Below are 23,556 nucleotides of genomic sequence, written 5' to 3' on the forward strand. Positions count from 1 at the left end.
AGGCATAACCTGCAAGATCTATCACTGCACTACTTTGATCAGCGGATAACCGATACTCCTGCATCGACTTTAAGCTCAGTGCCGTGAATATAGGAAGCCTCCTGCGAACCGAGGAACAGAACAGCGTTCGCTATTTCTTCCGGCTCACCGAACCGCTTAAACGGGATAGTAGGAATAATACCCGCAATTGCCTGGTCGATCTGGCTGGCGTCCATACCTGTATTATTGAAAATATTGGTTTTGATATAACCGGGACTGATGCCGTTGATGCGGATATTCTTTGCCGTGAGTTCTGCTGCGAATGTGAGGATGAATGATTGTACAGCGGCTTTGGCAGCGGAGTAAACGGAGAAGTTTGCGGTTCCCACTTCTGTTACAAAAGAAGTATTAAGGACGATAGAGCTGCCTGGTTTCATAAGAGGCAGTATTTGCTGAACAGTAAAAAAACTTCCTTTTACGAGCATGTTGAATAGTTCGTCGAAGTGGGCTTCATCCACATTTTCTATAGGCGCAAATTTTCCATAGCCGGCATTTGCAAACAACAAATCGATATGCGTTGTAAATTGTCTTACCTGGTTGGGAAGCTCCAGGATATCCGCCATCTTCCCGGCATTTGATACAATTCCGAAGGCGTTATCTCCCAGTTGCGCTATGGCTTTGTTGACAGTATCTGCGCTTCGGCCGGTGATAATTGCTTTTCCGCCTTCCCGGATAAATTGCGCAGCGGTGGCATACCCCATTCCATTTGTTCCGCCGGTAATGAGTGCAAACTTGTTTTTAAATCTTTCCATTATTTATGTTTGAAATTCATTGCAAAAATGAAGTTCATTGGAGAGATAGAAAATCCGATTCTTGCTAAGTTTGATAGGGTGTTCAGAAGAGATTATGGAAATTATTAAACTGTTTAAAAAAGAAAAGCCCCCGGCTTATACCGGGAGCTCTTCTATAAAAAATATCAATTATCTAACGCCTTCCGGCCATACGCTTGCCTGCACATCCGCGATATGCTTTTGCTGCAACAGCAGCATGCAAAGCCTGGATTGACCGATACCGCCACCCATTGACAATGGGTAGGTGCTGCTTAACACGTTACTGTGAAATTCCATTTCTGCGCGTTGCTCGCAATTCTTTGCCTTAAGCTGTTTGCGCAGCGCGGCAGCGTCTACCCGGATACCCATCGAAGATATTTCCAGGGCGGCATTCAGGGCCGGGTTCCAGATAATGAGGTCGCCGTTCAGACCAGTATGACCATCTTCGTTGGCAGTGGTCCAATCGTCGTAGTCGGGGGCTCTGTCGTCGTGTACCTGGCTGTTACTGAGTGGTGCGCCGATGCCAATGATAAAGATAGCGCCGTATTTTTTTGCGCAGGCGTTTTCCCTTTCTTTAGGCGTCAGGTTAGGGTATTGCTGCAGCAGTGTTTCGCTATGAATGAAGTGAACGGTTTCCGGCAGCTCCAGGCCTGCTTCTCCTTCTTCCTTTAACCTGTTATTGGTAGCCACCAGGGCGGCATAAATAGCCAGCACCGTTTCTTTCAGGTATGCGATATTCCTATCGGTAACGGCAATACGTTTTTCCCAGTCCCATTGGTCCACGAAAAAACTATGGATAGGCGAGATCACTTCATCCGGTCTGATGGCTCGCATATCGGTAACGATGCCGTGACCGGCAGGTATTTCCAATTCGTGCAAACGTTTCCTTTTCCATTTGGCGAGGGATTGAACAATTTCGACGCCGCCGTTCACCCCTTTCAATTGAAAAACTACAGGTCTTTCGACGCCATTCAGGTCATCGTTCAACCCTGTTCCGGATTTAACAAACAAAGGCGCTGCCACTTTAGTCAGCGATAACTGTTTACATAACTGTGTGGAAAAATAGTCCTTAATAAAGGCGATGGCTTTTTCCCGGGCCAGCAAACTACTTTGGCTGGCTGCTTGAAGAACTGAAGACATAAATAATCTCTTTTGTCGGTTTTTGTTTTGATGATGATGTTGATTTAATAATTTTTATTAAAAACTAGTATTTATGACATAAAATTCAATAAAAACCTGAAATAATAAAATATTTGCAACAAAACTTAGCTTTTATTCACTAAAACCACAAAAAACTAGATAAAAATTAAAAAAAGAAGGGTTTATTGAAAATAAATAAACAGGTGGCGCAACAACTTCTCTATTCCCATGAAATAAAACAGCAGCGCGGCTTTCAGGCTGTTAAACCACACGATTTGAACTGCGCAATTATTGATTAGGAAATGACAAAATCAGTAAACTCATTACTTCATTTTCTCTTAATTTTCTACCCTTACCACCAACTGGATAATTTAAATTAGCGTATTATATACGCTTCTTATTATCTTTAAACCACCAGTAAACCGCCTATGCTGCATGTATTGGCCATAACGTGGTTGCCCGGCCTGATTTTCATTTATTAACAACCGCGATTATATTTGTTCACTTAGTATTATCCACGATGAAAAGAACCATAAAACTCGCTCTTGCTGTTTCTCTGCTGGCTTTCTTATTTCCTTCAGGGAAATCGTTTGCACAACAGGGAACCTCTTACAAAAACCCGTTGCCCGTGAAATTTGGCGACCCTTATGTATTACGCACAAAAGGCAATAAGTACTATATGTATGGCACCGGGGGCGCTGCAAAAAACGGGTTTGCCGCCTATTCCTCCACCGACCTGGTGAACTGGAAGGACGAAGGCCAGGTTTTCTATGCCTCCAATCCCAACGGATGGAGCGACTCCACTGCCGCCTGGAATGGTGCATACTGGGCGCCTGAAGTATACGAACACAAAGGCAAATACTATATGTTCTATAGCGCCCAATGGAAAGATAATCCCGGCAAAGACCTGGAGAACTTCCGTATAGGCGTAGCAGTAGCCGACCAGCCCACCGGTCCGTTCATCGATCTCTATAGCAAACCGGTATTTGACCCGGGATATCCCGTCATCGACGCTAATGTACTCTTCGATAAAAGCGGGAGGGTGTTCCTCTACTATTCCCGTTGCTGTTATAAACATCCTGTAGAAAGCGAAGTAGCCGATTGGGCGAGGAAACAAGGCTGGTATGATGCTATTGAAGAAAGCTGGGTATACGGCGTAGAACTGAAACCGGATTTCAGCGGTGTGATCGGAGCACCTGTATTGCTGCTCCGCCCTCCTGTAAAAATGGATGATAAGCAGGCCGAATGGGAAAGCCGCTCTGTTACCTCTAAAGAAGTGAATCGCCGCTGGACGGAAGGTTCTGTTATCTTCAAAAAAGGAGATACCTACTATATGATGTATTCCGCTAATTATTTCGGAGGAAAAAATTACGCAGTAGGATACGCCACATCCAAAAGCCCGCTGGGCCCATTCACCAAAGCGGCCAATAACCCCGTGCTGCAAAAGAATACAGACAAAGGCGGCGTGGTTACTGGCACCGGACATAACAGCGTTACCTACTCGCCCGACGGCAAAGAAATGTTATGCGTATACCATGCACGTACCACCGCAACCGGCGACGAGCGCGTAGTATTCATTGACCGGATGAAAATACTCAAGAACGGGACCCTGGTGGTGGAAGGACCTACCACTACAGCGCAATCAATCTCCGCAGGCAAATAATATAACGCTTAGCTATAAACGCCGCCAGGTGAACAAGCCCGGCGGCGTTTGTTTTTAGCTCCAAAAATGTAACTTGCGCTCATTGAAAAACTTCAACTACTGAACGATGAGCGAGTACCCGAAAGAAATAGCCTTGTTCCAACAAACGCTTGGAAGCCTGAAAGGAATAGAAAACGTTTGCAGCGGAATTGACAACCTCGATGGAATAACTGCCGATGTATTAGGCAGCCCCGAACTGGCGCACCTGCCTGTTGCCACATTGCGGAGAACAAATGGCGGCTTGCCCAATGAAGTGATGTTACAATTTGAATTTACCATAGATAGGTCTGCCGACAGCCTGCAATCGTTGGAATTCCTGTCGTGGTTTTTCAGGGACCAGGCAAGAAGCGGGGAAAGATTACAACTGCGGACATTTGCATTGCCCCCTCAAACGCCTAACGGCATACAGTTAGGACAAACGCTGAAGTTTCATATAGATTATTTTATTGAAGACGCGCCGGATACGTTGCAGCCTATACTGGACAGGATAGCGAAAATAAACGGATCGCTGGAGACGTTTATAAAGATCTATTCGCAAAATATTCAATTAACCCGTTAGCTCATTTTCTCATAATTCCAATTGTGCCAGCCACACGGTAGCATTCCCGCATTCGGGGTCATCCTCCGTGTATTGAAGAACGCGGAAATCATTGGCTTCCAGCAATGCCTTATACTCCCGTTTGTCCAGGGAACCATGATAGAGGTTAACGCCGCCATTCATTCCCCATGCTTCGCCATGTTCCTTCCCGGATGTGAACAGCAACAGGCCCTTATTCTTTAAGTGCATTTTGAAAATGAGGAACATGGAGGGTTGGTCTTCCGGCGGCAGATGAAAAAAGCTATGCCATGCAATAAGGGCGTCAAACTGCTGGTTGAGCGATAGCTGCCTCATATCGGCCAGGCGGAGATCTGCCCGGGGAAGATTATGCCTGGCGATTTCCAGCATGCGGGAACTGGCATCTACGCCTGTTACCTGCAACCCTTGTTTTAAAAGGTAATCCATTACCGGCATCCCTGTTCCGCAGCCCAGGTCAAGGACGGTCGCATTCCTGCGCGTGGTATTGATCAGCCTGTCAAGATATTTTTTCTCTATCAGGCTTTTGCCCCTGTTCTCTTCAAACCAGCCGGCTATCATGTTATAAGCTTCAAAAACCTTCTTCTTATCGCTTTGCATAGAATTACTGCTCCTGTTTTAGTGCGTAGGCGGTAACCTCCACCCTCTTTTTTCTGCTAATACTGCAAACTTACTATCGTCTTCTTCATTATTGAAAACAACATATACCTCGCTTAGCTTCGTCAATTGCTGCAGGCGTTCAAAGGCAGCAGCCGGTATCTTTACGGGCTCCGTGATCTGCAGCAGTGTCAGGTTATGCAATGCCAGGATACCTTCCATATCCGCAAACTCCGGCGTATTCACCAGGCATAGGCTTTTTAAACCCAGCGGGTTTGCGAGCGCGGGCACCTTAACCAGTTTCTTCGTATAGCCGATTGACAGGTGCTGCAGAACGGGCAGATCGGCAAGAAAATCAAAAGCCTCGATCCCCCTGGCATAGTAACATTCAAAGGAAATTAAATTGGGAAATAACGCGCTTAGTTTATGCTGCTGCTTTAGTGTATTCGTAACAGATAGATCTATCATATGCTTGTTGGGCGTAAGCTGTCCCAGGTCCAACGTTGCGACCTTCAGCCGTTCCAGCCGCCCGAGATTATTGACAAATTCTACTTGCTTCCTTCCCGACAAACCGTATTCCAGCTCCAGTTCTCTCAGCCCGGTAGCCTGCCGGATAGGCTGCAGGCTGATATCTTTCCTGTAAAATCCTTTCAGTTCAAAAGATTCCAGCTTCGTTAGCCCCGACAACAGATCAATGTTTTGCAGCCGGTGGGTCGACAAAGCCAGCAAAGCCAGGCGAGTCACTTTCTCCAACGCCTGTACGATCTGCAGGTTGGTAAGTTTATCGGGGCTTCCGGTAACTGCCGGATCAAGTATGACCACAATTTTTATATCCGAATTTTCATCCAGCATCCTGGCGATCTCGTTCAATTTATCTTTCTCAATAACATTTTCAATCGAAACCGAAAGTACCCGCCTGCCATCAATTGCTTCCAGATCACTGACACTTAATTTATTTGCATTTAAAATCATCGTTGGCTGTATTTTGGTTTATATTCTCCTGAAATCTTTTCTTACCTGTTTGAAGTCTATCAATATTGGTTCCAGTTCTTTTCCTTCGCCGGGCGCAATAAACTGAGCCGTATCCTACCGCTTTTCTGAACAAAAGAAGCTGTAAACAGTGCTCGCAGTATGGCCGTTAAAAAAAATCATTTTGTTTTTATCCGCATAAGCATTGACCAAAAGATATAAAGTGAAATGCTGATAAATCCATTTCCTATTACAAGCGGCAACCAGGAAGAAACGGACAAGTAGTACTTATATACGATTGTTAGCAAAAGACAGATTAACAAAACTATCCTAATAGTTTCCGGCACATCATTACTTTATATAGCGAACCTGTACTCCCGGTTGAAAGTTATAAAAAAATATTTTATTGAAATGCTTTTAAGAGGCTGTCTTTATAGGCTGGAGATACCTCAACCTCTGTTCCATCGTTCAGGCTTACATACCCGCCGGCGCCTTTATGATACGACTGTACGTAAAGAATATTGATGATATGGGACTTATGGACACGTACAAACGGATGAGGCAACATCTCCGAAAAATGTTTCAGGAAACGGCAGACCATTTTTTTAGTACCGTTTGTTAAATAGACATCTGTAAAATTTCCGTTCCCCCGTAAACGTATGATCTCATTCATCTTCACCACATCAAACCCATCGAGGGTTGGCAGTATCACCTGCTGCATACCGGGATTGCTTTCCCTGGCATTTTCCATAATGATCCGGTTCCTGTTTAGCCAGTGTTTCTGCTGCAGTTGCTGCTGTACTTTATTTACAGCCAGTATCAGTTCTTCTATGCTAACGGGTTTAAGAAGATAATAGGCCGCGCTCTGGTTCAGCGCCCTCAGCGAATATTCAGAGAATGCGGTTACAAAAATGGTTTCAAACTGCAGATCCTGGCATCCTTCCAGTACATCAAAGGCATTGCCGAAAGGCATTTCCACATCCAGGAATACCAGTTGCGGCTGCAGTTCATGCAGGAGCTGAATGGCTTCCCTGCTGTTTTGCGCTGTGCCTGTCACCTCAACCTGCGGACAAAATTTCCGGAGGTAATTCTGCAAGGCAACGGTAGCTGCAGCCTCGTCTTCAACGATCACTGAAGTTATTTTTCCTGTTAAGATCATGCTTATTCATTAATGGAAGTCGCAGCATCACCTTTGTTCCGGTAACGCTATCATTTGTTATTTCCTGCATCTCCAATCCGATGTGAAGATGATAGATATCGTTCAATAAATTAATCCGCTCCCTGGTATTTGTCAGGCCCCGCGACTGGTGTTCCCGCTGGTGAAACGTTTTTAGTTCCTGGCTTTTTGCCAACCCGATACCATCATCTTCTACTACTACCAGTATCGACTGTCCTTCTTTCCGGAAGCTGACATGAAGCAATCCTCTCGTGTCTTTATACCGCAATCCATGCCATACAGCGTTCTCCAGGTGCGGCTGTATCAGCATGTTCGGGATCATTACAGTATCCGGGTCCAGGGCTTCATCTATTTCCAGTATGTATACAAATTTATCGCTGAACCGCAATTGTTCCAGGTCCAGGTATCTTCTTAACTGCTCCGCTTCTACGGCCAATGAAACAAAGTCCTTGTTCGAGTGCTCCATTACATTCCTCATCAGGCCCGAGTACGAGGTTAGATACTTGTTGGCTTCCACTTCATTGTTTTCCGCAATATACTGGTTTACGCTATTCAGGCTGTTAAAGATAAAATGCGGGTTCATTTCGCGGCGCAGCGACTGCAGGGCGATCTTCTTGTTCTTAACCTTTATAGCCCGCAGGGAGCGTATAATGAACAACAACAGTATCACCATTGCCAGTACAAACGCTATCAGGAAATAATTAAGCTTATTCTGGTTATTGATCAACGCCAGCTGCAGGGCTTTTTCCCTTTCCAGGTCTTTGATCTTCCCTTCTGTAATATCAAAAAGACTGGCATCCACCAGGGAGCTGTCGGTCCGGATAAGGGAATCGAGGTTTTGCAGGAAATCGTCGTAACGCCTGAGCGCCATTGCCTCCTGCCGTTGCTGTTTATAATACCGGGTTAACGCCAGCAGGCAATCTTTGGCCCTGGAAGTATTGCTGCTCCTGAGAGCGAGCTTGTATGCTTCTTCCAGCAACTGCCCGGTTTTGTCGGGCTGCCGGCGGGTCGAGTATAAATGCGCCAGTTCCCTGATCTGGCTGATCTGCAGATCAATATTATTATCTGTTTTTGCCTTTTCAAGGATGGCTTCATTGCTGCGAATGGCTTCATCTATGTTGTTATCTGCCACATAAGCGCTGGAGATCTTTTTGCTGATTTCAGTTATATCGGCTGTTTTATCACTTTTTTCTATCGCCTTTTTATAGCTGGCAATGGCGTCTGTTTTATTATCTTCTGCCAGCAGGCTGTTTCCCAGTTGTTTGTAGGCGTCTGCCGCCTCGGCTGTTTTTCCTTCCTTTTCAAAAATATTGATGTTGGATTGCGCGTAACCTGTTTGCTTCCGGGGATCGCCGGAATTCAGCAAGCGGTTGGCATCATTATAATTGGCCTGTTCCTGGCTGCGATCGAACGACAGCTCACCTGCTGTTTTATAATTACTGATGGCAGTAGCGATCTTGTTCTGCTGTTCCTGGACCTTTGCCAGGGCACGGGCTGCCGGGGCCGCATTGGCGTGGTTTAAACGGGTATAGATATCCAGGGCTTTTTTCAGGTACTCTTCCGCTTTCCCGTATTCCTTTTTTTCTATAAGCTCGGTCGCCAGGGTTTCGTAGTCTGCAGCCGTTTGCAGTTCATTATCGTCTTTAGACAATGACTTTGTGAGGTTCCTGGCGGCTTTAGACACAGGTGTCCCTATCTTCTTCTGCGCAGCAACACTGCCTCCCAGGCACAACAGTATAAACAAGATAAGTATATTAAAGCTATAACGTGTCATACACATTGATTCAGTTGCAAAGTACGTTTTTTCGGAACGGTTTGGCGAGCCTTTCACCCATTCAAACCAGCATTTCACCAAGTGGAGCTTTTATCGTCATCTGAAGCAGGTACTTTCATAGCGTCATCTTAACTCAAGTATTTATGAAAGCTACATTCATCGCCGGACTCGGTCTGGTACTGGCATCAGGTTTCCTGGCCTGGAACTATGCACCTGTACAAAAGTACCGGGAAAAAGAAAGCCAACAGTTTACGACGTCCGCTCCTTCCGCCCCCTCTGTACGTCCGGCTGCCGCTACGGCCAAAGATAACACGCGCATACAGGTTGCCCTCCTGCTGGATACTTCCAACAGCATGGATGGACTGATAGACCAGGCCAAATCGAGGCTCTGGAATATTATCAATACGCTTACAACTTTGAAATACCAGGGTAAGACGCCCGTAATTGAAATTGCCTTGTACGAATACGGTAATGATGGTCTTTCGCCCAGGGAAAATTTCATCAGGCAGGTAGTGCCGCTGACCACCGACCTGGACCTGATCTCTGAAAAATTGTTCGCCCTCCGGACCAATGGCGGAGAAGAGTTTTGCGGCGCAGTTATCAAATCGGCCGTGAACGCGCTCGAATGGGGCCATAACGAAGCCGATATGAAACTGATCTATATTGCCGGCAATGAACCATTTAACCAGGGAAGGGTCAATTACGCTACGGCCGTTGGAGAAGCAGTGGATAAACAGATATATGTCAACACTATTTTCTGTGGAAATAAAAGAGAAGGTATTACTACTAAATGGAAAGAAGGGGCAGACAGGGGACGTGGTAAATACTTCAACATCGACTCCGACAGGAAAGTAGATTTTATTGAAACGCCTTACGACAACCAGATCGAAGCTTATAATACAAAGGTGAACGATACCTATATCGGTTACGGTTCATATGGTTTGGCAAAAAAACAGAACCAGGTATTACAGGATGCAAACGCCAAGTCTGTTTCCAAAGCCAATTCGGTAGAACGTTATGTGAGCAAATCCAAAACGGTTTATAAGAATGAGAGCTGGGACCTGGTAGATCTGAGCAAACAGGATCCCGCTGTGTTGAAAAAGATCAGCAAGAACCAATTGCCTAAAGAGCTGCAGGATAAAACAGATGCCGAGATCAGGAAGATAGTGGAAGAGAAAAGCAAAGAAAGAGAGACTATTCAAAAAGAGATGGCGGTATTGGCAAGGAAACGGCAGCAATATATTGATGAAGCTATCAGGAAAAGCCCCAAGGGAGCTGATGACCTGGGAACCGCTATCAGTAAGTCCATCGTTGAGTTTGCGGCCACAAAAGGATATACCGCCGAGAAATGATCTTTCCCCCGATCATGTTAACACCAAAAAAAGCCGCATTAACATTAGAGTTAATGCGGCAATTCGTTAGGGGAACGAGGGGTTATTTTCCTCCCATCTCTTCGTAGGTAGGCCCATACATACCCGGCACTTTATTCCCCGTAGCCCGCAGGTAAACGATCATTTCCCCACGATGATGGTAAATATGGTTAAACAGGAAACTCCTTGCCACTATACCTTTGGGCAGTGGTCCAAGCACTGTACGTTCGCCTGCCTTCATCGTCCAGGGACGCTGCATATCTTCATCAGTGGTTTGCTGTAAAGCAGCCCTGGCTTTCTCTACATTCTCTTCAAACAACCGCAGCGTTGCTTCTATGTTGTCGGGGTCGCCGCGTTCCAGCTTGTCGGCTACAATGTCGTATACATCTTTTCTGAGAGTGCCTGCATACCAATGGTAGATAGTGGCAATGTGCTGGGCCAGTTCTCCCATTGTCCATGATACAGGTGAAGGTTTGTATTGGATATCTTTTGCGGGAACGGCTTGTAACAGTTTACGGGTACTGTTGACCTCATTCTCAAATTCAGCAGTTAAAGCGTGGATAGACATGGTGGTAATTTTTTTGGCGAATATAAGGAATTTGAGAAAGGTATATTGACCATGCGGGTATTAACAAACAGAGCCCCCCTGCTACGGGCGGCCCTGTTATTATGTTCATAGTTCCAGAGAGAGAGATCCTATCGCTGCCTGCTCAGCCACTCTTCTATTTCCTTTTCAACCGGCTCTTTAAAGCGGGTATAGTCGTCCAGTATCTTCAGGCTTAACTGTTGCCCCGCTCCTGCTTTGTTATACACTGCCGATGCGTTGTTTACAATCGCCTTAACTTTCCCTATGCCATGTATCCTGTCGCGCTCCGGCGCCACTACCAGCACGGGCCTTGGAGCAACCGCAGTTAACACATCATCAAAATCAACAGGTATGCTGTTTTCCCTACCTTCATAAAATCCCAGCCTGGGTATTAGACCATGCAGGTGAGAATAATGCCGTATGCCTTCCGTTCCAACATTATCGTTGCGCAGGGAACTGAAGCCGGCCACTATTGCAGTCCCTTTTACCCGTTCGTCCAGCGCCGCGGTGAAGAGGGCTACTGTTCCGCCCAGCGAGTAGCCTGCCAGGTAGATATGACTGGTATCAACAAACGGCATCCTGGTACAGGCGTCGTTAATGATAGCCCTGGTATCTGCCACCATTTTTCCCATCAGCGACCAGTGAGGGTAACGTTCGTAAAAATGCCCGGCTTCTTCTATGCGGGTGCCGAAGCCTGCAAAATCGAAGCGCAGCACTGCATATCCCAAAGCGGTGAACTTGCGGATCAACCCTTCCATCCTCATCTGGCTGCCCGTTGCGTAGGAGTATTCATGCAGGAAGATGACCAGCGGCAATTGCCCTGCTACCGAATCGCCCGCTACTTTGCCGGCAGGGAAATAAATCGTTCCCCACAGATCTTCTCCCAGCGCATTATACGGCCCTACTTCCATTTTCTTTACAGTTTCAGGAACGGTAGGTTGCCCGATCACCTCGGCCAGGTAATCGTCCGGATATGTACGGTTGCGTGTTAACAAAGGCGAAAGGCTACGCTCAGCAGGAACTCCCGGCGGCTCGTCGCCGAGCAACCATTTGATACGTTGGCGGATACTGTCCTGCCGCTCCCGCAGCGGACCTTGCAGCTTTGTCCATTTCCTGGTATCGCCCGTTTCTCCGCTCAGCTTCTTCCAGTTATCGAACGAATAACCATGATACAACCTGTTTTCCGGCCGGCGTGAAGAACGATGGAACACATAATCGAAGAAATCGATGAAATCTTCTGCATCCCTGGCTGCATGCTGATGCCGCCCGCGACGCAGGAGAATAGCCACATTACTGTCAGCATGCAAAAAATGATATGCTTTCTGTACTGATTTATACGACTGCTCTATTCCCCAATCATTACCCTGCGTTTCTGTAATGGCAGATACCATCATCAATCCTCTCGGCGCAATGAGCGACATCAGCAGGTTCTGATCTACCGGCAACCGTTGTTCACGGCCACTGAAGAGGCGCAGGCGTGGACTGAACCAATAAGGGAACACACGCGTGATCTCTTCCACCGATTCAGACTCGAAGCGTTCATCCGAATAACGGAAAGTACTTTCACCGCCGGTGCCGCCGCTGCTGGTCACAACGGCCTTTATCCGCTCATCAAATGCCGCAGCCATGAGCGATTGCTTCCCGTTGCGGGAATGACCGGTGAGTGCAATAGCCGCCGTATCAACCTCCTGCAGGGTGTGTAAGTAATCAACCACCCTTGAAGCGCCCCATGCTCTCTTCATAAGGGTGGCAAAATCATAGCCGCTGAATATGGTTGCATAATCTTTTGTATCATCCATGTTATCGGCGCCTGCGTATATGCATCCTATATACCCCCTGCGTACCGCCACCTGGGCCCAGCCCCGGTGATTCCACTGGGTCATGAACACCGGTAAAGGCTTCTTTGAAGAGGGTATCATTAACTCTACCCTCATTTTCGCGCTCATACCAGGGCCAAACGACAATTCAACCATCCGCAGTTTCACATCGCCCGACCTGGTTTCCGAGATCACTTTGGCCGTAACATTCCCCGGAGCCGGCGGCCTGGAACCTGAAACCCAGTACTGGTATTGCTCCCTGATCCATTTCTTCCGGGCTTCCCATTGCCCTATGGTTTGCACAGGCGTGTTGGCCCCTCCTTCATCTGTCAGCAACGGGTCGGGAAGAAAAGGTAAAGCGGGCAGCTTATCTATGCGCAGCGAATCTTCTGCCAGCCGCTGCGCCTGGGTATTAGCCAGGCACAGTATATACATCATCAATAAACCTAGAAATTTCTTCATAACGCTTGTTATTTTAAAAAGCCGGGTAGCCGGGGTTTTGTACCAACGCTTTATTCACGTCCCATGCGCCCAGCGGTATAGGCAGCAGGATGGGCCTTTCGTTCAGCCAGGGTTTGGATTGTACATTGATCTTATCGTAATCGGCCCTGTTAGCCCTGATAAAGTCCATGAACCGGTTCCTCCTGTTGAGGTCCTGGAATGCGCCGGCAGGTTCCCAAACAAATTCCATACGTCTTTCATAGAAAATGGCATCCAGGGTCTGTTCACGGGAAAGGCTCAACGGTTTGGCATCAAGGCCTGCACGTTCCCTGATCTTATTCACCAGTTTCATGGCGTCTTCAGACCGTCCTTTTTCATTCAATGCTTCCGCATAGTTCAGCAATACTTCTGCATAACGTACAATAGGCGCGTTAAGCCCGGAGTTCACTATATTGGCTTTCTGCCAGTATTTGGTAACAATATACCCTGTTTTCGTATAGCTGTTAGGGAAAGTCAGGGGCATCACAAAGTCTGTCATTTCCTGGTGGTGTTCTCCCGGCCCGATGATCACGCCCCAGTAGCGCTTATCTTTTATTTTGCCATCAGGTCCTTTTTCGAATGCGTTGATCCAGTTAGTCTGCGGCACAAAGTTGCTGTTAGCTCCGCGGCCAATGAATTCAGGCGCTGCGCCGCGGGGCGCCGATCTTACATCCAGCTGGTTCCCTTCAATCCCATTGCTCATTGAGCCGTATTGCGTGGAGAATACCATCTCCTTGTTATTCTCATTTGTTTCGAGAAATACGCTTCTGAAATCGGTCAGCAGTTCATAAGCGTTGGAATTAACGATCTCTTCGCTGGCTTTGATCGCATCGTCCCATTTCTGCCGCCATAGGTACGATTTGGCAAGATATGCCAGGGCAGAGCCCTTCGTGGCCCGGCCCACATCGTTCGTGTTGGTCCAGGTAATCGGCAGTACAGCGGCTGCATCTTTCAGGTCTGTGATGATCTGCGCCCATACATCTGCCGCAGAAGCGCGCGGGATATCCAGTTTGGAAGATGCGTTCAGCTCTTCCACTACCAGCGGAACGCCGCCAAAGTAGGTAACGAGTTTATAATAGTAGATAGCCCGTAAAAACTTGGCTTCAGCAATGATGCGGCCCTGTTGTATTGCATCAATGCCGGTCATCTTCGCTACTCTTCCTATCACGAAGTTAGCGCGGGCTACACCCCTGTATAAGCCTGTGTACATCTGCCCGATATATAGATTATTTGCAGGCAGACTTAACATTTCCAGCTGTACCCTGGGCGTATTCTGGTCCTGTTCATAGAGGTCGCCGCTCATGGTCCAGTCCAGGTTGGCTGCATCCACTACATTACCAAAGGTCGATTCCTCCTGCAGTTGTCCGTAAGCGCCTACCAGCGCCGCTTCGGCATCTGCGCTTGTCAGGAAGAAGTTGGCGTCTGTCAGCTCATCTTTAGGCGTTACTGTCAGGAATTTGGATGTACAGGAAGTTAGCAAGATGATAATTAAAACCCCTATGATCTTGTTTAGTGTGTTCATGTCTTTTCATTTAACAATTAGATCAGAAACCTATGTTGATGCCTGCCATAAAAGTCCTTGGCTGAGGGAAAACGCCTGTATCGATGCCCGAGTTAAGGGGATCAGCGCTTCCTATTTCAGGATCAAAACCTGAATAACCGGTGATGGTGAACAGGTTCTGCGCACTCACGTATACCCTTACACTTTTCAGGGCGCTGCCGGTATTTTTGTGCACGAAGTCGGCAGGCAATGCATATCCTATCACCAGGTTGCGGAGCCTGAGGTAATCGCCTTTTTCCACGAAGAATGAAGAGGCGTTCACATAGTTTCCATTGGCATCTATATACTTCAATCCTGGTTGGTCATTTATGCCGCTGCCGGGAGTCCAGTGGTTCAGAACATCTTTCACCCCGTTCACAATACCATTGCCATTAAAATATTTCATCGGGTAATTGGATACTTTGTTGGCGTTATAGATGTCGCTGCCTGCTACGCCCTGGAACATCAGGTTAAGGTCGAACCCTTTCCAGGAAAGGTTCATGTTAAGGCCGTATGTCAGATCCGGCCAGGGCTTTCCTATCTGTACCTTGTCTGCATCTGTGAGCAGCTTATCGCCGTTGATATCCCGGTACCGGAAATCGCCCGCTACCGCATTTGGCTGGAAGGCTTTGTCCACTTCTGCATCCGTTTGGTAGACCCCGTCCACTATATAGCCACGGTAATAACCGATCGGTTTACCTGCCTGGGTATACGTCATGGTCATGCTGGTACCCGGCAAATTAGGCCCAACAATGGGCTGGCCTACGCCAAGCGTTGTTACTACATTCTTTAAAGTGGCGATGTTGGCGCTTACATCAAAGTTCAGCGCCCCTACCTGGTCGCGGTAGCCCAGCAATAATTCAAAGCCGCTGTTCTTTACGCTGCCCCCGTTCACTGTGGGGGCATTCTGGAAACCGGCTTCCAGTGAAACCGGCAGGCTGATAAGCATATCGCGGGTCTTCTTGATAAAATAATCTGCTGTCAGGTAAAGCCTGTCATCCAGCAACGAGGCATCTAAACCGATATCTGTTTGTTCTGTGGTTTCCCATTTCAGGTCGGGATTTCCCGGGCGGGTCATCGTAGCGCCAATGGCTATACTCTGCGCGCCTGTACCGAAAACATAGTTGTCTGAATTGCCCCCGCTGCGGATAGTGCTTAAATAGCCAAACGCAGGAATGGCGTCGTTCCCCAGTTGTCCCCAGCTTCCACGGATCTTCAGGTCGCTGAGCACATTGGAAAGCGGTTTCATAAACTGTTCTTCAGAGATGCGCCAACCGGCGGATACGGCGGGGAAGTTACCCCATTTGTTGTTGGGCCCGAAGTTAGAAGAGCCATCACGGCGTATACTGGCGGAAAGGAGATATTTGCTTTTATAGGAATAGTTCACACGCCCGAGGTAAGAGGCAAGGGTAGCGTAAGTACCGGTACCGCTGGCGGTGCGGAGGCTTACATCGCTGCCGTTGATCACACGCAGGTTCTCGTTCTGGTAGCCGTTGCCGCCTGCAGAGATCCAGTCGTTCTTATTGCTTTGGGCAGTTTGGCCGATCACTGCCGAGATATTATGCTGGCCGAAAGACCTGGAATATGATAGCGTATTTTCTATCAACTGGGTAATACCCTGATCCTGGCGTTCAGACAGGGTAGCCTGCGGATGGATATAGAAGCCTCTCACTACTTTTCCTTCCCAGGAGGAGATGCGGTTGCTGTTCATATCCAGCCCTATGCTGGTCCTGAATTTAAGCCCCTTTACTATTTCCAGTTCGCCGAACACATTACCATAGATGCGGTAGTTTTTCAACTGGTTGTCGATCGATGCTACTTTCAGCACAGGGTTGTCGCCATCCTTGGTGTAGTAACCGCCCGGGCCGAAGAAAGCAGAATCTTTGCTCAGCGTAGGGAAGAATTGCTGTGCGAGGTTAAAGATACCGCCCTGCATGGCATCGGTGTTCTGGCCTTGCGAATGGGTGCCGGCAAAGGCGAGGGAGCCCCCGAAACTAAGCCATTTGCTTGCTTTCAGGTCGGTTGTTATCCTGGCAGTATAACGCTTGTAAGAAGTGCCTATCATAGTGCCTTTCTGGTCGGTATAGCCCAGCGACATCCTTGTCTTCATCTTTTCATTTCCTCCTGCAAAGCTCAGGTCATAATTCTGTATGGGAGCATTGCGGAATATCTCATCGATCATGTCAGTACCTTTACCAAACGATTCCGGGTTCGCCCACTGCGGGTTAGGGGCCATGCCGGAGTTAGTGTAAAGTTCGTTGGCCATCCTGGCAAACTCGGTTGCGTTCATAAAGGCCGGTTTTTTCCACAACTGTGAAAATCCCGTATAGGCGTTCAGGTTAATATCTACCAATCCCTCCTTTCCTCTTTTGGTTGTAACGAGAATCACCCCGTTGGCGGCGCGGGAGCCGTAAATAGCCGCTGCCGCCGCATCTTTCAGTACTTCCACGGAAGCAATATCGTTAGGATTGATGATCGACATCCCATCTACCTTGGATGAACTGCCGGGAATGCTCATGCTGCTGCCATTTAAAGGAAAACCATCAACCACGTAAAGCGGCTGGTTTCCGCCGGTCGTGCCTATACCCCGGATGCGCACAGAAGAAGCCGAGCCGGGAGCCCCGTTCGTTTGGGAAATGAATACGCCCGGTACCTTGCCCTGTATAGCGGCCGTAAAACTGGTGGAGGCAGTGCGGGTAAGATCTTCTGCTTTGATAGACGCGATGGCGCCTGTGAGATCTTTTTTCTTTTCAGTACCGTACCCCACTACCACTACCTGGTTAAGACCTGTGTTTGTGGCAATGAGCGCGATCCGCATGGGAGCGGCGGTAACCTTTATTTCCTGTTTGCCAAAGCCGATATAAGAAACAACGAGTATGGCGTCGTCGGGCGCGGTAAGACTGAACCGGCCGTTGGCGTCGGTAGTTGTGCCGGCGGTGCCGCCCTTCACCTGAACGGTAACGCCTATCAGCGGCTGGCCATTGGCGGCATCCACTACCGTTCCCTGTACTTTTATATTATTATCGGCCACTGTTGCAGCAGGTGCAGTACCTGCCGAAGGGCGTATAAAGATCGTTCTGCCCAGTATAGTATATTTCAATGGCTGTTCCTTCAGCACCTGTTTCAGGGCCGTTTCCAGGCTTACATGATCTAACGACAGGTCAACCGGCTGCGCTTTGCCTATATCTACATTATTGTAGAAAAAGGAATAACCCGTTTGCTGCTCTATGAGCAGGAGTATTTTTTCTAGCGGGATGCTTTTACCGGAAACTGTCACAGTTTGTGAATAACCGGAGGCATTTACCCCCATTGCCAGCATCAGAAGTACGATGGTCAGCTTCATAGCGCGGAAGAATAGACGTAGGCTAAAAGGGAGCTTTCGCCTCCTTTTACCACTGTAAAAAAAATACATACTTTTGCAGTGTTTGGTTTGTGAATAATAATTGTTGCCGTTCCGGGCACGATTTATCAGGACGAACTGAATGCCGCCGGGAATGTTGCCGCATTCCCGGTTTTATTGTTCTCTCCTTTTTACTTGTTTTTCTGTACTTTATGGAAGTATCACAACCTTGCGGTTGTCTTCAATGCGAAAACGTGCATTGGTAAATGCCAGGCCGCTCAACACCTGCGACAAGGTCAGGCTGCGGTCAATTCTTCCCGAAAATTGCTGATTGTTATTTACGTCTGGTTGATAAACTATGGTCACATCGTACCATCTTGCTATTTCCCGCATTACGGTTGGCAGGTTAGCGTTCCTGAAAACAAAGAAACCTTCTTTCCAGCCAACTGCATCTGCTATATTTGTTGGTTTTGTAACGGTAATATTTCCATCCCCGGTGCAACGGGCCTGTTCGCCCGGCTTTAGTACCTTATTGGCCACTTTTACGGCGCCTTCCAGCAGGGAGGTGGTTACCGCGGGCTCTTCCGTATAGGCGTTAACGTTAAAATGAGTACCCAGTACCTCTATCACCTGCGTTTTGACCTGTATCCTGAAAGGTTTACGTGCATCCTTCACTACTTCGAAATAAGCCTCACCCGAGAGCTCCACTTTCCTTTCGCTGCCAGTAAATGCAACCGGATAGCGGAGAGAAGACGCGGCGTTCAGCCACACGGCAGTGCCATCAGGTAACAGCAACCGGAACTGCCCTCCCCTGGGCGTAGCCAGGGTATTATAACTAAGCGTATTCCCGGTACCTGAACCGGTATATTGCAATTGCCCATTCTGCCTGCGTATAGCGGTTCCTCCTTCACTGATCACCTGTTTGCCTGTGGAATCCAGTGTAACCACAGAGCCGTCAGACAAGGTAAGGGTTGCCTTATCGCTGCCCGGCATTATATCATTTTTAACCGGAGCTTCGGCCAGCAGGGGTTGTGAAGGAGTTTGGGTTTTATTGCCTGCGAGCCAGGAGCCGATCCACACCATTGCCAATACAACTGCGGCTGCCCACCAGGCATAAGCCCTAAAAAACACCCGCCTGGCGGCAGGGGCATCTTCCTCTGCCATAGTAAAGATCTTCATCAACAGTTCCTCCCGCCTGGAATCCGGCATCTCCGCCGTTCCGTCTTCCGCCTCGTAAATGTCATCGATCAGCTGTCGCAGCGCTTCGTCGTACTCGCCCGACTTTACCATCAATACGAGTTCTTCCCACTCAGCTTTAGTGGTTTCGCCGGCCAGGTACCGATCCATCAACGATTTAAACCTTGTTTCATTCATAAAAGGAACCGGGCAGCAATGCTCCCCTTAAAATATAGACGATCGAAAAATGGGTAGGTATGAGTCGCCCGAAAAAAAATTTTCAGGATTGCTGGAAAACCATTGTCAACACGTTGATGCTCACGAGGCAAACAAAGGTATCGGGATGGGTGCGGAGATGTTTCTGTATGGCCTGGAGAGCGGCGGTCAGGTGACTTTTTGCCGTATTACGGGAAATGGAAAGCGTATCGGATACTTCGTCTATCGACAGGCCCTGTACCCGTACCATTTCATATACCTGCTTCTGCCTGGGTGGCAGGCGGTCGATAGCGTGTTGCAGGAGCTTATGTGCAAAAGAAGTACGAACGCGGTGGTCTGTATCGTTGATCACCGGCTTTAAATGAACAAGACTGTCGAGGTACGCGGCTTCATGTGCCAATTTCTTAAAACGGTCGAACAGCAGGTTCCGGGTCATGGTGGCAATGAAGCTTTGCAGATGGGTCACTGATTCCAGCTCCCGGCGTTTAGCCCAGACCTTCATAAAGATCTCCTGCACAACTTCCTCGGCAGCCGAAGTACTTTTCAGCATACGCATTGCGGTTCCCAAGACTTTTCCCCGATACCGGTCGAAGATCACCGTAAAGGCATATTCACTGTCTTGTGCCAGCAGATGCAACAACTCTTTGTCTGTATAGGTCTGGTTATACATTCGTTCAATTCAAATGGTGCACTAAGTGAGCCAACGCTAAAATATAAAAAATGGGGAAGAATATTAAATCGATTGCAGATAATCTGGCAACAAAGATCCCTTTCCATAATACGGATCAGAATTTCAGCGCCTGCATAAATTTCAGGAAGATGGTATTATTCTGGTAAATACCCATAAATGCCTCGGCCCCCGGCCCATAGGCAAACACCGGTACCATCACGCCTGTATGATCGTCGGTCGAAAAATGACCGCTGACCTTCCCGGTTTTAAGGTCGCCTTCCGCGATGGTAAGTCCTCCTGTTTCATGATCAGCCGTCACCACTACCAACGTCTCTTTGTTCTTATCGGCAAAATCCAGCGCCACTTTGATAGCTTTATCAAAATCGATCACCTCTTCCGCCACATATTGCAGATCGTTGGCATGGCCGCCGTCATCGATCTTGGAGCCCTCCACGACAAGAAAAAATCCTTTTTTATTCTGCTGCAGGAGCTGCAGTGCAGCGTTGGTGGTTCGTGCAAGCTGATCGCCTCGTTTCTCTACCCTTTCTTCTTTCACCAAACCAACCAGTTTTCCCTGTTTCACCCGCACAATATCATCCATGGTATGCTTTACCTGGTAGCCTTTGCGGCTAAACTCGGCAAACAGGTCCCGCCCATCTTTCCGCTGATTGAAATGTTCGCTTCCGGCGCCAATGATCACATCAACATCTGACTTTACATAATCGGCAGCTATTTCATCATGCAGTTCACGGGATTTTTCATGGGTGGCAAAAGTAGCAGGCGTTGCATCCGTGATATCGGTCGTTACTACCAGGCCGGTTGATAATCCATGCTGCCTGGCAATCTCCATTATGGTAGGCTGTGGATTTCCTAAGCTATCGACGCCAATGGCGCCGTTGTAGGTTTTTTGCCCGATAGCAAAGGCAGTTGCCCCGGCTGCCGACTCGGTGATATAATCGCTGGCCGAATTTGTTCTTGAAAACCCGATGCACCTGAACCGCTCCAGGTTCAGCGAACCTTTGTTAGCTGTAAGGCCGGCATAGATCTGGGTTGTGCCCATGCCATCGCCTACGAGGAAGATGACATTTTTAATTTTAGGGGAAGATGACTGTTTTGACTGGGTACAGGTTAGAAAGAGGACAGGAAAAACAAGAACTGCTGGAATGATATATCTTCTCATGGAATTTATTTACAGTAAAAATACAAAGTCTGTATTAAAATCCCAGGATTTTGTGTTGAATGCAGTTAACAGGATGAACGTCAAAAGTACCTTTATTATAAAACGGATAAAGCATGATGCAGCAAAACGCTGCATCATGCTTTATGTATTCAGCTATACATTTCCTTACCAGGATAAAGTAGCCAATACGTCTTCGTCGATGTCGTCGTTCGGATCACTCGGGTTAGGCTGGATGCTGGCTGTTAAGCGATACTGGTCTCCTGCCTGTAAAGTTACCGTCACTGTTCTGTAGGTGCTTTCGCCCGGGAAGGTGGTAAATCTCATGTAAGTGCCTTTTGTCAGGTTTTCGAAAGTAACATAGGGCTGTTTGATGTTGTGCCACAGCGGGATGTTCAATGTCAGCGAAACATTTCCGTTCACTGACGCCACAAATACAGCGCTCCTGTAGGGGTCATTGGGCTGATCGTCTTTCTTCGCGGCAACAAATACCTGTCCGTTCACTTTCCTGCTTGCTTCGTTGCTTTCAACCAATGTTTGATCAACGTTTTTTTCGGGCGTCGCATTGTTTGATTGCGCCTGTAAGGTAAAAGAAGCGAATACGGCAAGGCACAACGGGAGATGCTTAAGGATCATTTTCATTTTGTTTGGGTTTTATTTAGGGTGATCAAATAGCAATTTTACTTTAAAAGCAGTGCACCGCATGGGGAACAGATCAAACTGGCAGGCATATACGACATTGTTCACTGGGTTGGCACGATAGTAAATATAGCATTAAATTTTAATTGGGAGAACAAGCGGAAAGTTGAATAATGATTTATTAACCTGGACGTATATTTTATATATTCGCTGGCGAAAGGTTAAAAAATAATGACCCTTCACCCCTGCCCTAGAAAAGAACAGACAATGGTAAAGACTAACTGGCCAGAATAACTGTTATAACTTCACAAACTTAGGCGTATGCCCCGTAAGCGGGATCAATTCATCCATTACCCAGGCGGCAGGAAGTTTCAGATAACTGGTAGTAGTGCCATCTGTGCAGCCATACCATTCTTCAGCAAGAATATCGTTATCGATCACCAGTTGTATGTGGTTGTTGCTATCCAGCAACAGCCCGAATATAGTGGCCGCTCCCACTGCCGTACCCAACATGGAGTTCAGCAATTCAACCGGTGCAAAAGAAACCCTCGGAATACCTAATGCAGCGCTGAAATCCCTGGTCACAAATGGTTTATCGGCAGTCGTAACTACCAGGTAAAAACTGGTCTTCTGGCGGTTGCAGAGGAAGAGGGTTTTTACCGTCTTCATATTCAGCCGTTGATCGATCATGATACAATTCTCCATCGTGATAGCCGGATCATTATCTACCCGCTCAAATTTTACTCCTTTCTCCTCCAACAGGGAATAAACCATTCGCTGTAACGGTGTATTAAACGTTGATGGCCCGGTTGTTTTTACCTCGCTGACAAAAAACATATCTATCTTTATTTGCTATCCGGTCAAAGATAGAGAAAAGACGCAAATCACCCTTTATATTGTCTTATCTCCCCACTGTATGATCTTCAAAATCTTTACACCTTTGTACTGTTGAGATCAACGAACAATAGTGGAGCAGCAACCACGCTAAAAACGGGCGAAACCGAAAAGCCAGATGAGTAGGAAACCAAAAAAATCTATCTTATGTCCAATAATTCAGTTTCGTTACACCGGGTGCTGAAAGCATCTCCAGAGAAAGTATTCCGCGCGTTTACAGATCCTTTGGCAATCGCTGCCTGGTTGCCTCCTTATGGCTTCCTCTGCACTGTTCATGAAATGAAAGCAGAAACCGGCGGTACTTTCCGGATGTCGTTCCATAATTTCACCACAGGCCACAGCCACTCTTTTGGCAGGACCTACAAAGAGATCAGGCCTAACGAGTTCCTGAAATATACAGATACCTTCGATGATCCGAACCTGCCAGGAGAAATGACCACTACGGTATCGCTCCGCAAAGTGATGGCAGGTACTGAAATAAAGATCACCCAGGAAGGAATTCCTGCTATGATCCCCGTGGAAATGTGCTACCTGGGCTGGCAGGAGTCTATCGACAAGCTGACAAGGCTGGTTGAACCAGAGATCCCGGATGCCTGATCATAAATCGAGTAGGAAGTGAGGGATTATTTCCCTCACTGTCCTCTCACACCACCGTACGTACCGGTCTGGTATACGGCGGTTTGTTAGAATAATTTAATCTGACTTTCTGTTTTCAGATAATAGCGTTCGTAAAATCCGACATAGCCTTCTTTCCTAAAGTATGCGTTGGTGAGGGTTCTGCATAGTATCGGACTACGAGCCGCACGGCTGTAACCTATACTCGTTTTGCTCCACATCCTTGCGTAATACTTTGATAAGCCAAGTTTTATAAGATTACGGTACCGGTTACGGATGGTTTTCCATTGCTTC

19 protein-coding genes are annotated in these 23,556 nt (G+C 47.6%); 4 read left to right on the forward strand and 15 right to left on the reverse strand.

Translation table 11 applies throughout. The features are described from left to right. Positions 1-38: 38 nt before the first annotated feature. The gene (locus BLV62_RS08960; RefSeq protein ID WP_089760810.1) at positions 39-791 is read right to left on the reverse strand and encodes an SDR family oxidoreductase; all 753 of its coding nucleotides are present in this window, start codon (positions 789-791) and stop codon (positions 39-41) included. A 168-nt stretch (positions 792-959) separates the two neighbouring features. After that, positions 960-1,949 carry an aspartate--ammonia ligase gene (asnA, locus tag BLV62_RS08965; protein ID WP_089760812.1) on the reverse strand — a complete coding sequence of 330 codons (990 nt, stop codon included), beginning with the start codon at positions 1,947-1,949 and terminating at the stop codon, positions 960-962. Between the two features lie 520 nt (positions 1,950-2,469). Between asnA and BLV62_RS08970 the strand changes: the two genes are divergently transcribed. Both BLV62_RS08970 and BLV62_RS08975 read left to right on the forward strand, forming a co-directional pair. Continuing rightward, positions 2,470-3,612, forward strand: coding sequence for a glycoside hydrolase family 43 protein (locus tag BLV62_RS08970; protein ID WP_089760813.1), 1,143 nt, complete (start codon positions 2,470-2,472; stop codon positions 3,610-3,612). 106 nt (positions 3,613-3,718) lie between these two features. Beyond that, complete coding sequence (locus tag BLV62_RS08975) at positions 3,719-4,210, forward strand: hypothetical protein (RefSeq protein ID WP_089760815.1); 492 nt, start codon at positions 3,719-3,721, stop codon at positions 4,208-4,210. Between the two features lie 9 nt (positions 4,211-4,219). Here BLV62_RS08975 and BLV62_RS08980 read toward each other — a convergent pair whose 3' ends face one another. The 4 genes from BLV62_RS08980 to BLV62_RS08995 form a co-directional block, all read right to left on the reverse strand. Next, on the reverse strand, positions 4,220-4,825 hold the full coding sequence (locus BLV62_RS08980) for a class I SAM-dependent methyltransferase (protein WP_089760817.1): 606 nt from the start codon (positions 4,823-4,825) through the stop codon (positions 4,220-4,222). Between the two features lie 18 nt (positions 4,826-4,843). Continuing rightward, positions 4,844-5,794, reverse strand: a complete 951-nt coding sequence (locus BLV62_RS08985; protein ID WP_089760819.1) for a hypothetical protein — start codon at positions 5,792-5,794, stop codon at positions 4,844-4,846. A gap of 400 nt (positions 5,795-6,194) precedes the next feature. Continuing rightward, on the reverse strand, positions 6,195-6,950 hold the full coding sequence (locus BLV62_RS08990) for a LytR/AlgR family response regulator transcription factor (RefSeq protein WP_089760821.1): 756 nt from the start codon (positions 6,948-6,950) through the stop codon (positions 6,195-6,197). Beyond that, positions 6,913-8,742 carry a tetratricopeptide repeat-containing sensor histidine kinase gene (locus tag BLV62_RS08995; RefSeq protein WP_168927762.1) on the reverse strand — a complete coding sequence of 610 codons (1,830 nt, stop codon included), beginning with the start codon at positions 8,740-8,742 and terminating at the stop codon, positions 6,913-6,915. Before BLV62_RS08995 ends, BLV62_RS08990 begins: the two co-directional genes overlap by 38 nt. 143 nt (positions 8,743-8,885) lie before the next feature. On the opposite strand from BLV62_RS08995, the gene BLV62_RS09000 reads away from it, so the two are divergent. Then, positions 8,886-10,094, forward strand: coding sequence for a vWA domain-containing protein (locus BLV62_RS09000; protein ID WP_089760826.1), 1,209 nt, complete (start codon positions 8,886-8,888; stop codon positions 10,092-10,094). An 82-nt stretch (positions 10,095-10,176) separates the two neighbouring features. Here the strand turns inward: BLV62_RS09000 and BLV62_RS09005 are convergent, their stop codons facing one another. The 9 genes from BLV62_RS09005 to BLV62_RS09045 form a co-directional block, all read right to left on the reverse strand. After that, complete coding sequence (locus BLV62_RS09005) at positions 10,177-10,680, reverse strand: DinB family protein (protein ID WP_089760828.1); 504 nt, start codon at positions 10,678-10,680, stop codon at positions 10,177-10,179. Between the two features lie 128 nt (positions 10,681-10,808). After that, entirely contained in the window at positions 10,809-12,977 is a 2,169-nt protein-coding gene (locus tag BLV62_RS09010; RefSeq protein ID WP_089760829.1) for an alpha/beta fold hydrolase, read from the reverse strand. 13 nt (positions 12,978-12,990) lie between these two features. Next, positions 12,991-14,517: a RagB/SusD family nutrient uptake outer membrane protein gene (locus BLV62_RS09015; RefSeq protein ID WP_089760831.1), complete on the reverse strand. Its 1,527-nt coding sequence runs from the start codon at positions 14,515-14,517 to the stop codon at positions 12,991-12,993. A gap of 22 nt (positions 14,518-14,539) precedes the next feature. Further along, positions 14,540-17,878: a TonB-dependent receptor gene (locus tag BLV62_RS09020; protein ID WP_168927761.1), complete on the reverse strand. Its 3,339-nt coding sequence runs from the start codon at positions 17,876-17,878 to the stop codon at positions 14,540-14,542. Between the two features lie 207 nt (positions 17,879-18,085). Continuing rightward, complete coding sequence (locus BLV62_RS09025; protein ID WP_168927760.1) at positions 18,086-19,222, reverse strand: FecR family protein; 1,137 nt, start codon at positions 19,220-19,222, stop codon at positions 18,086-18,088. 109 nt (positions 19,223-19,331) lie between these two features. Further along, a complete protein-coding gene (locus tag BLV62_RS09030) occupies positions 19,332-19,937 on the reverse strand; it encodes an RNA polymerase sigma factor (RefSeq protein WP_089760836.1) in 606 nt (201 codons plus the stop codon). A 115-nt stretch (positions 19,938-20,052) separates the two neighbouring features. After that, positions 20,053-21,117: an alkaline phosphatase gene (locus BLV62_RS09035; RefSeq protein ID WP_089760838.1), complete on the reverse strand. Its 1,065-nt coding sequence runs from the start codon at positions 21,115-21,117 to the stop codon at positions 20,053-20,055. A gap of 165 nt (positions 21,118-21,282) precedes the next feature. After that, on the reverse strand, positions 21,283-21,756 hold the full coding sequence (locus BLV62_RS09040) for a hypothetical protein (RefSeq protein WP_089760840.1): 474 nt from the start codon (positions 21,754-21,756) through the stop codon (positions 21,283-21,285). Positions 21,757-22,050: 294 nt separating this feature from the next. Then, positions 22,051-22,590, reverse strand: a complete 540-nt coding sequence (locus BLV62_RS09045) for a prolyl-tRNA synthetase associated domain-containing protein (RefSeq protein ID WP_089760842.1) — start codon at positions 22,588-22,590, stop codon at positions 22,051-22,053. 204 nt (positions 22,591-22,794) lie between these two features. On the opposite strand from BLV62_RS09045, the gene BLV62_RS09050 reads away from it, so the two are divergent. Further along, positions 22,795-23,244 carry an SRPBCC family protein gene (locus BLV62_RS09050; RefSeq protein WP_089760845.1) on the forward strand — a complete coding sequence of 150 codons (450 nt, stop codon included), beginning with the start codon at positions 22,795-22,797 and terminating at the stop codon, positions 23,242-23,244. Positions 23,245-23,556: the final 312 nt, after the last annotated feature.

The organism is Chitinophaga terrae (ex Kim and Jung 2007), assembly GCF_900107795.1.
GTDB lineage: Bacteria > Bacteroidota > Bacteroidia > Chitinophagales > Chitinophagaceae > Chitinophaga > Chitinophaga terrae.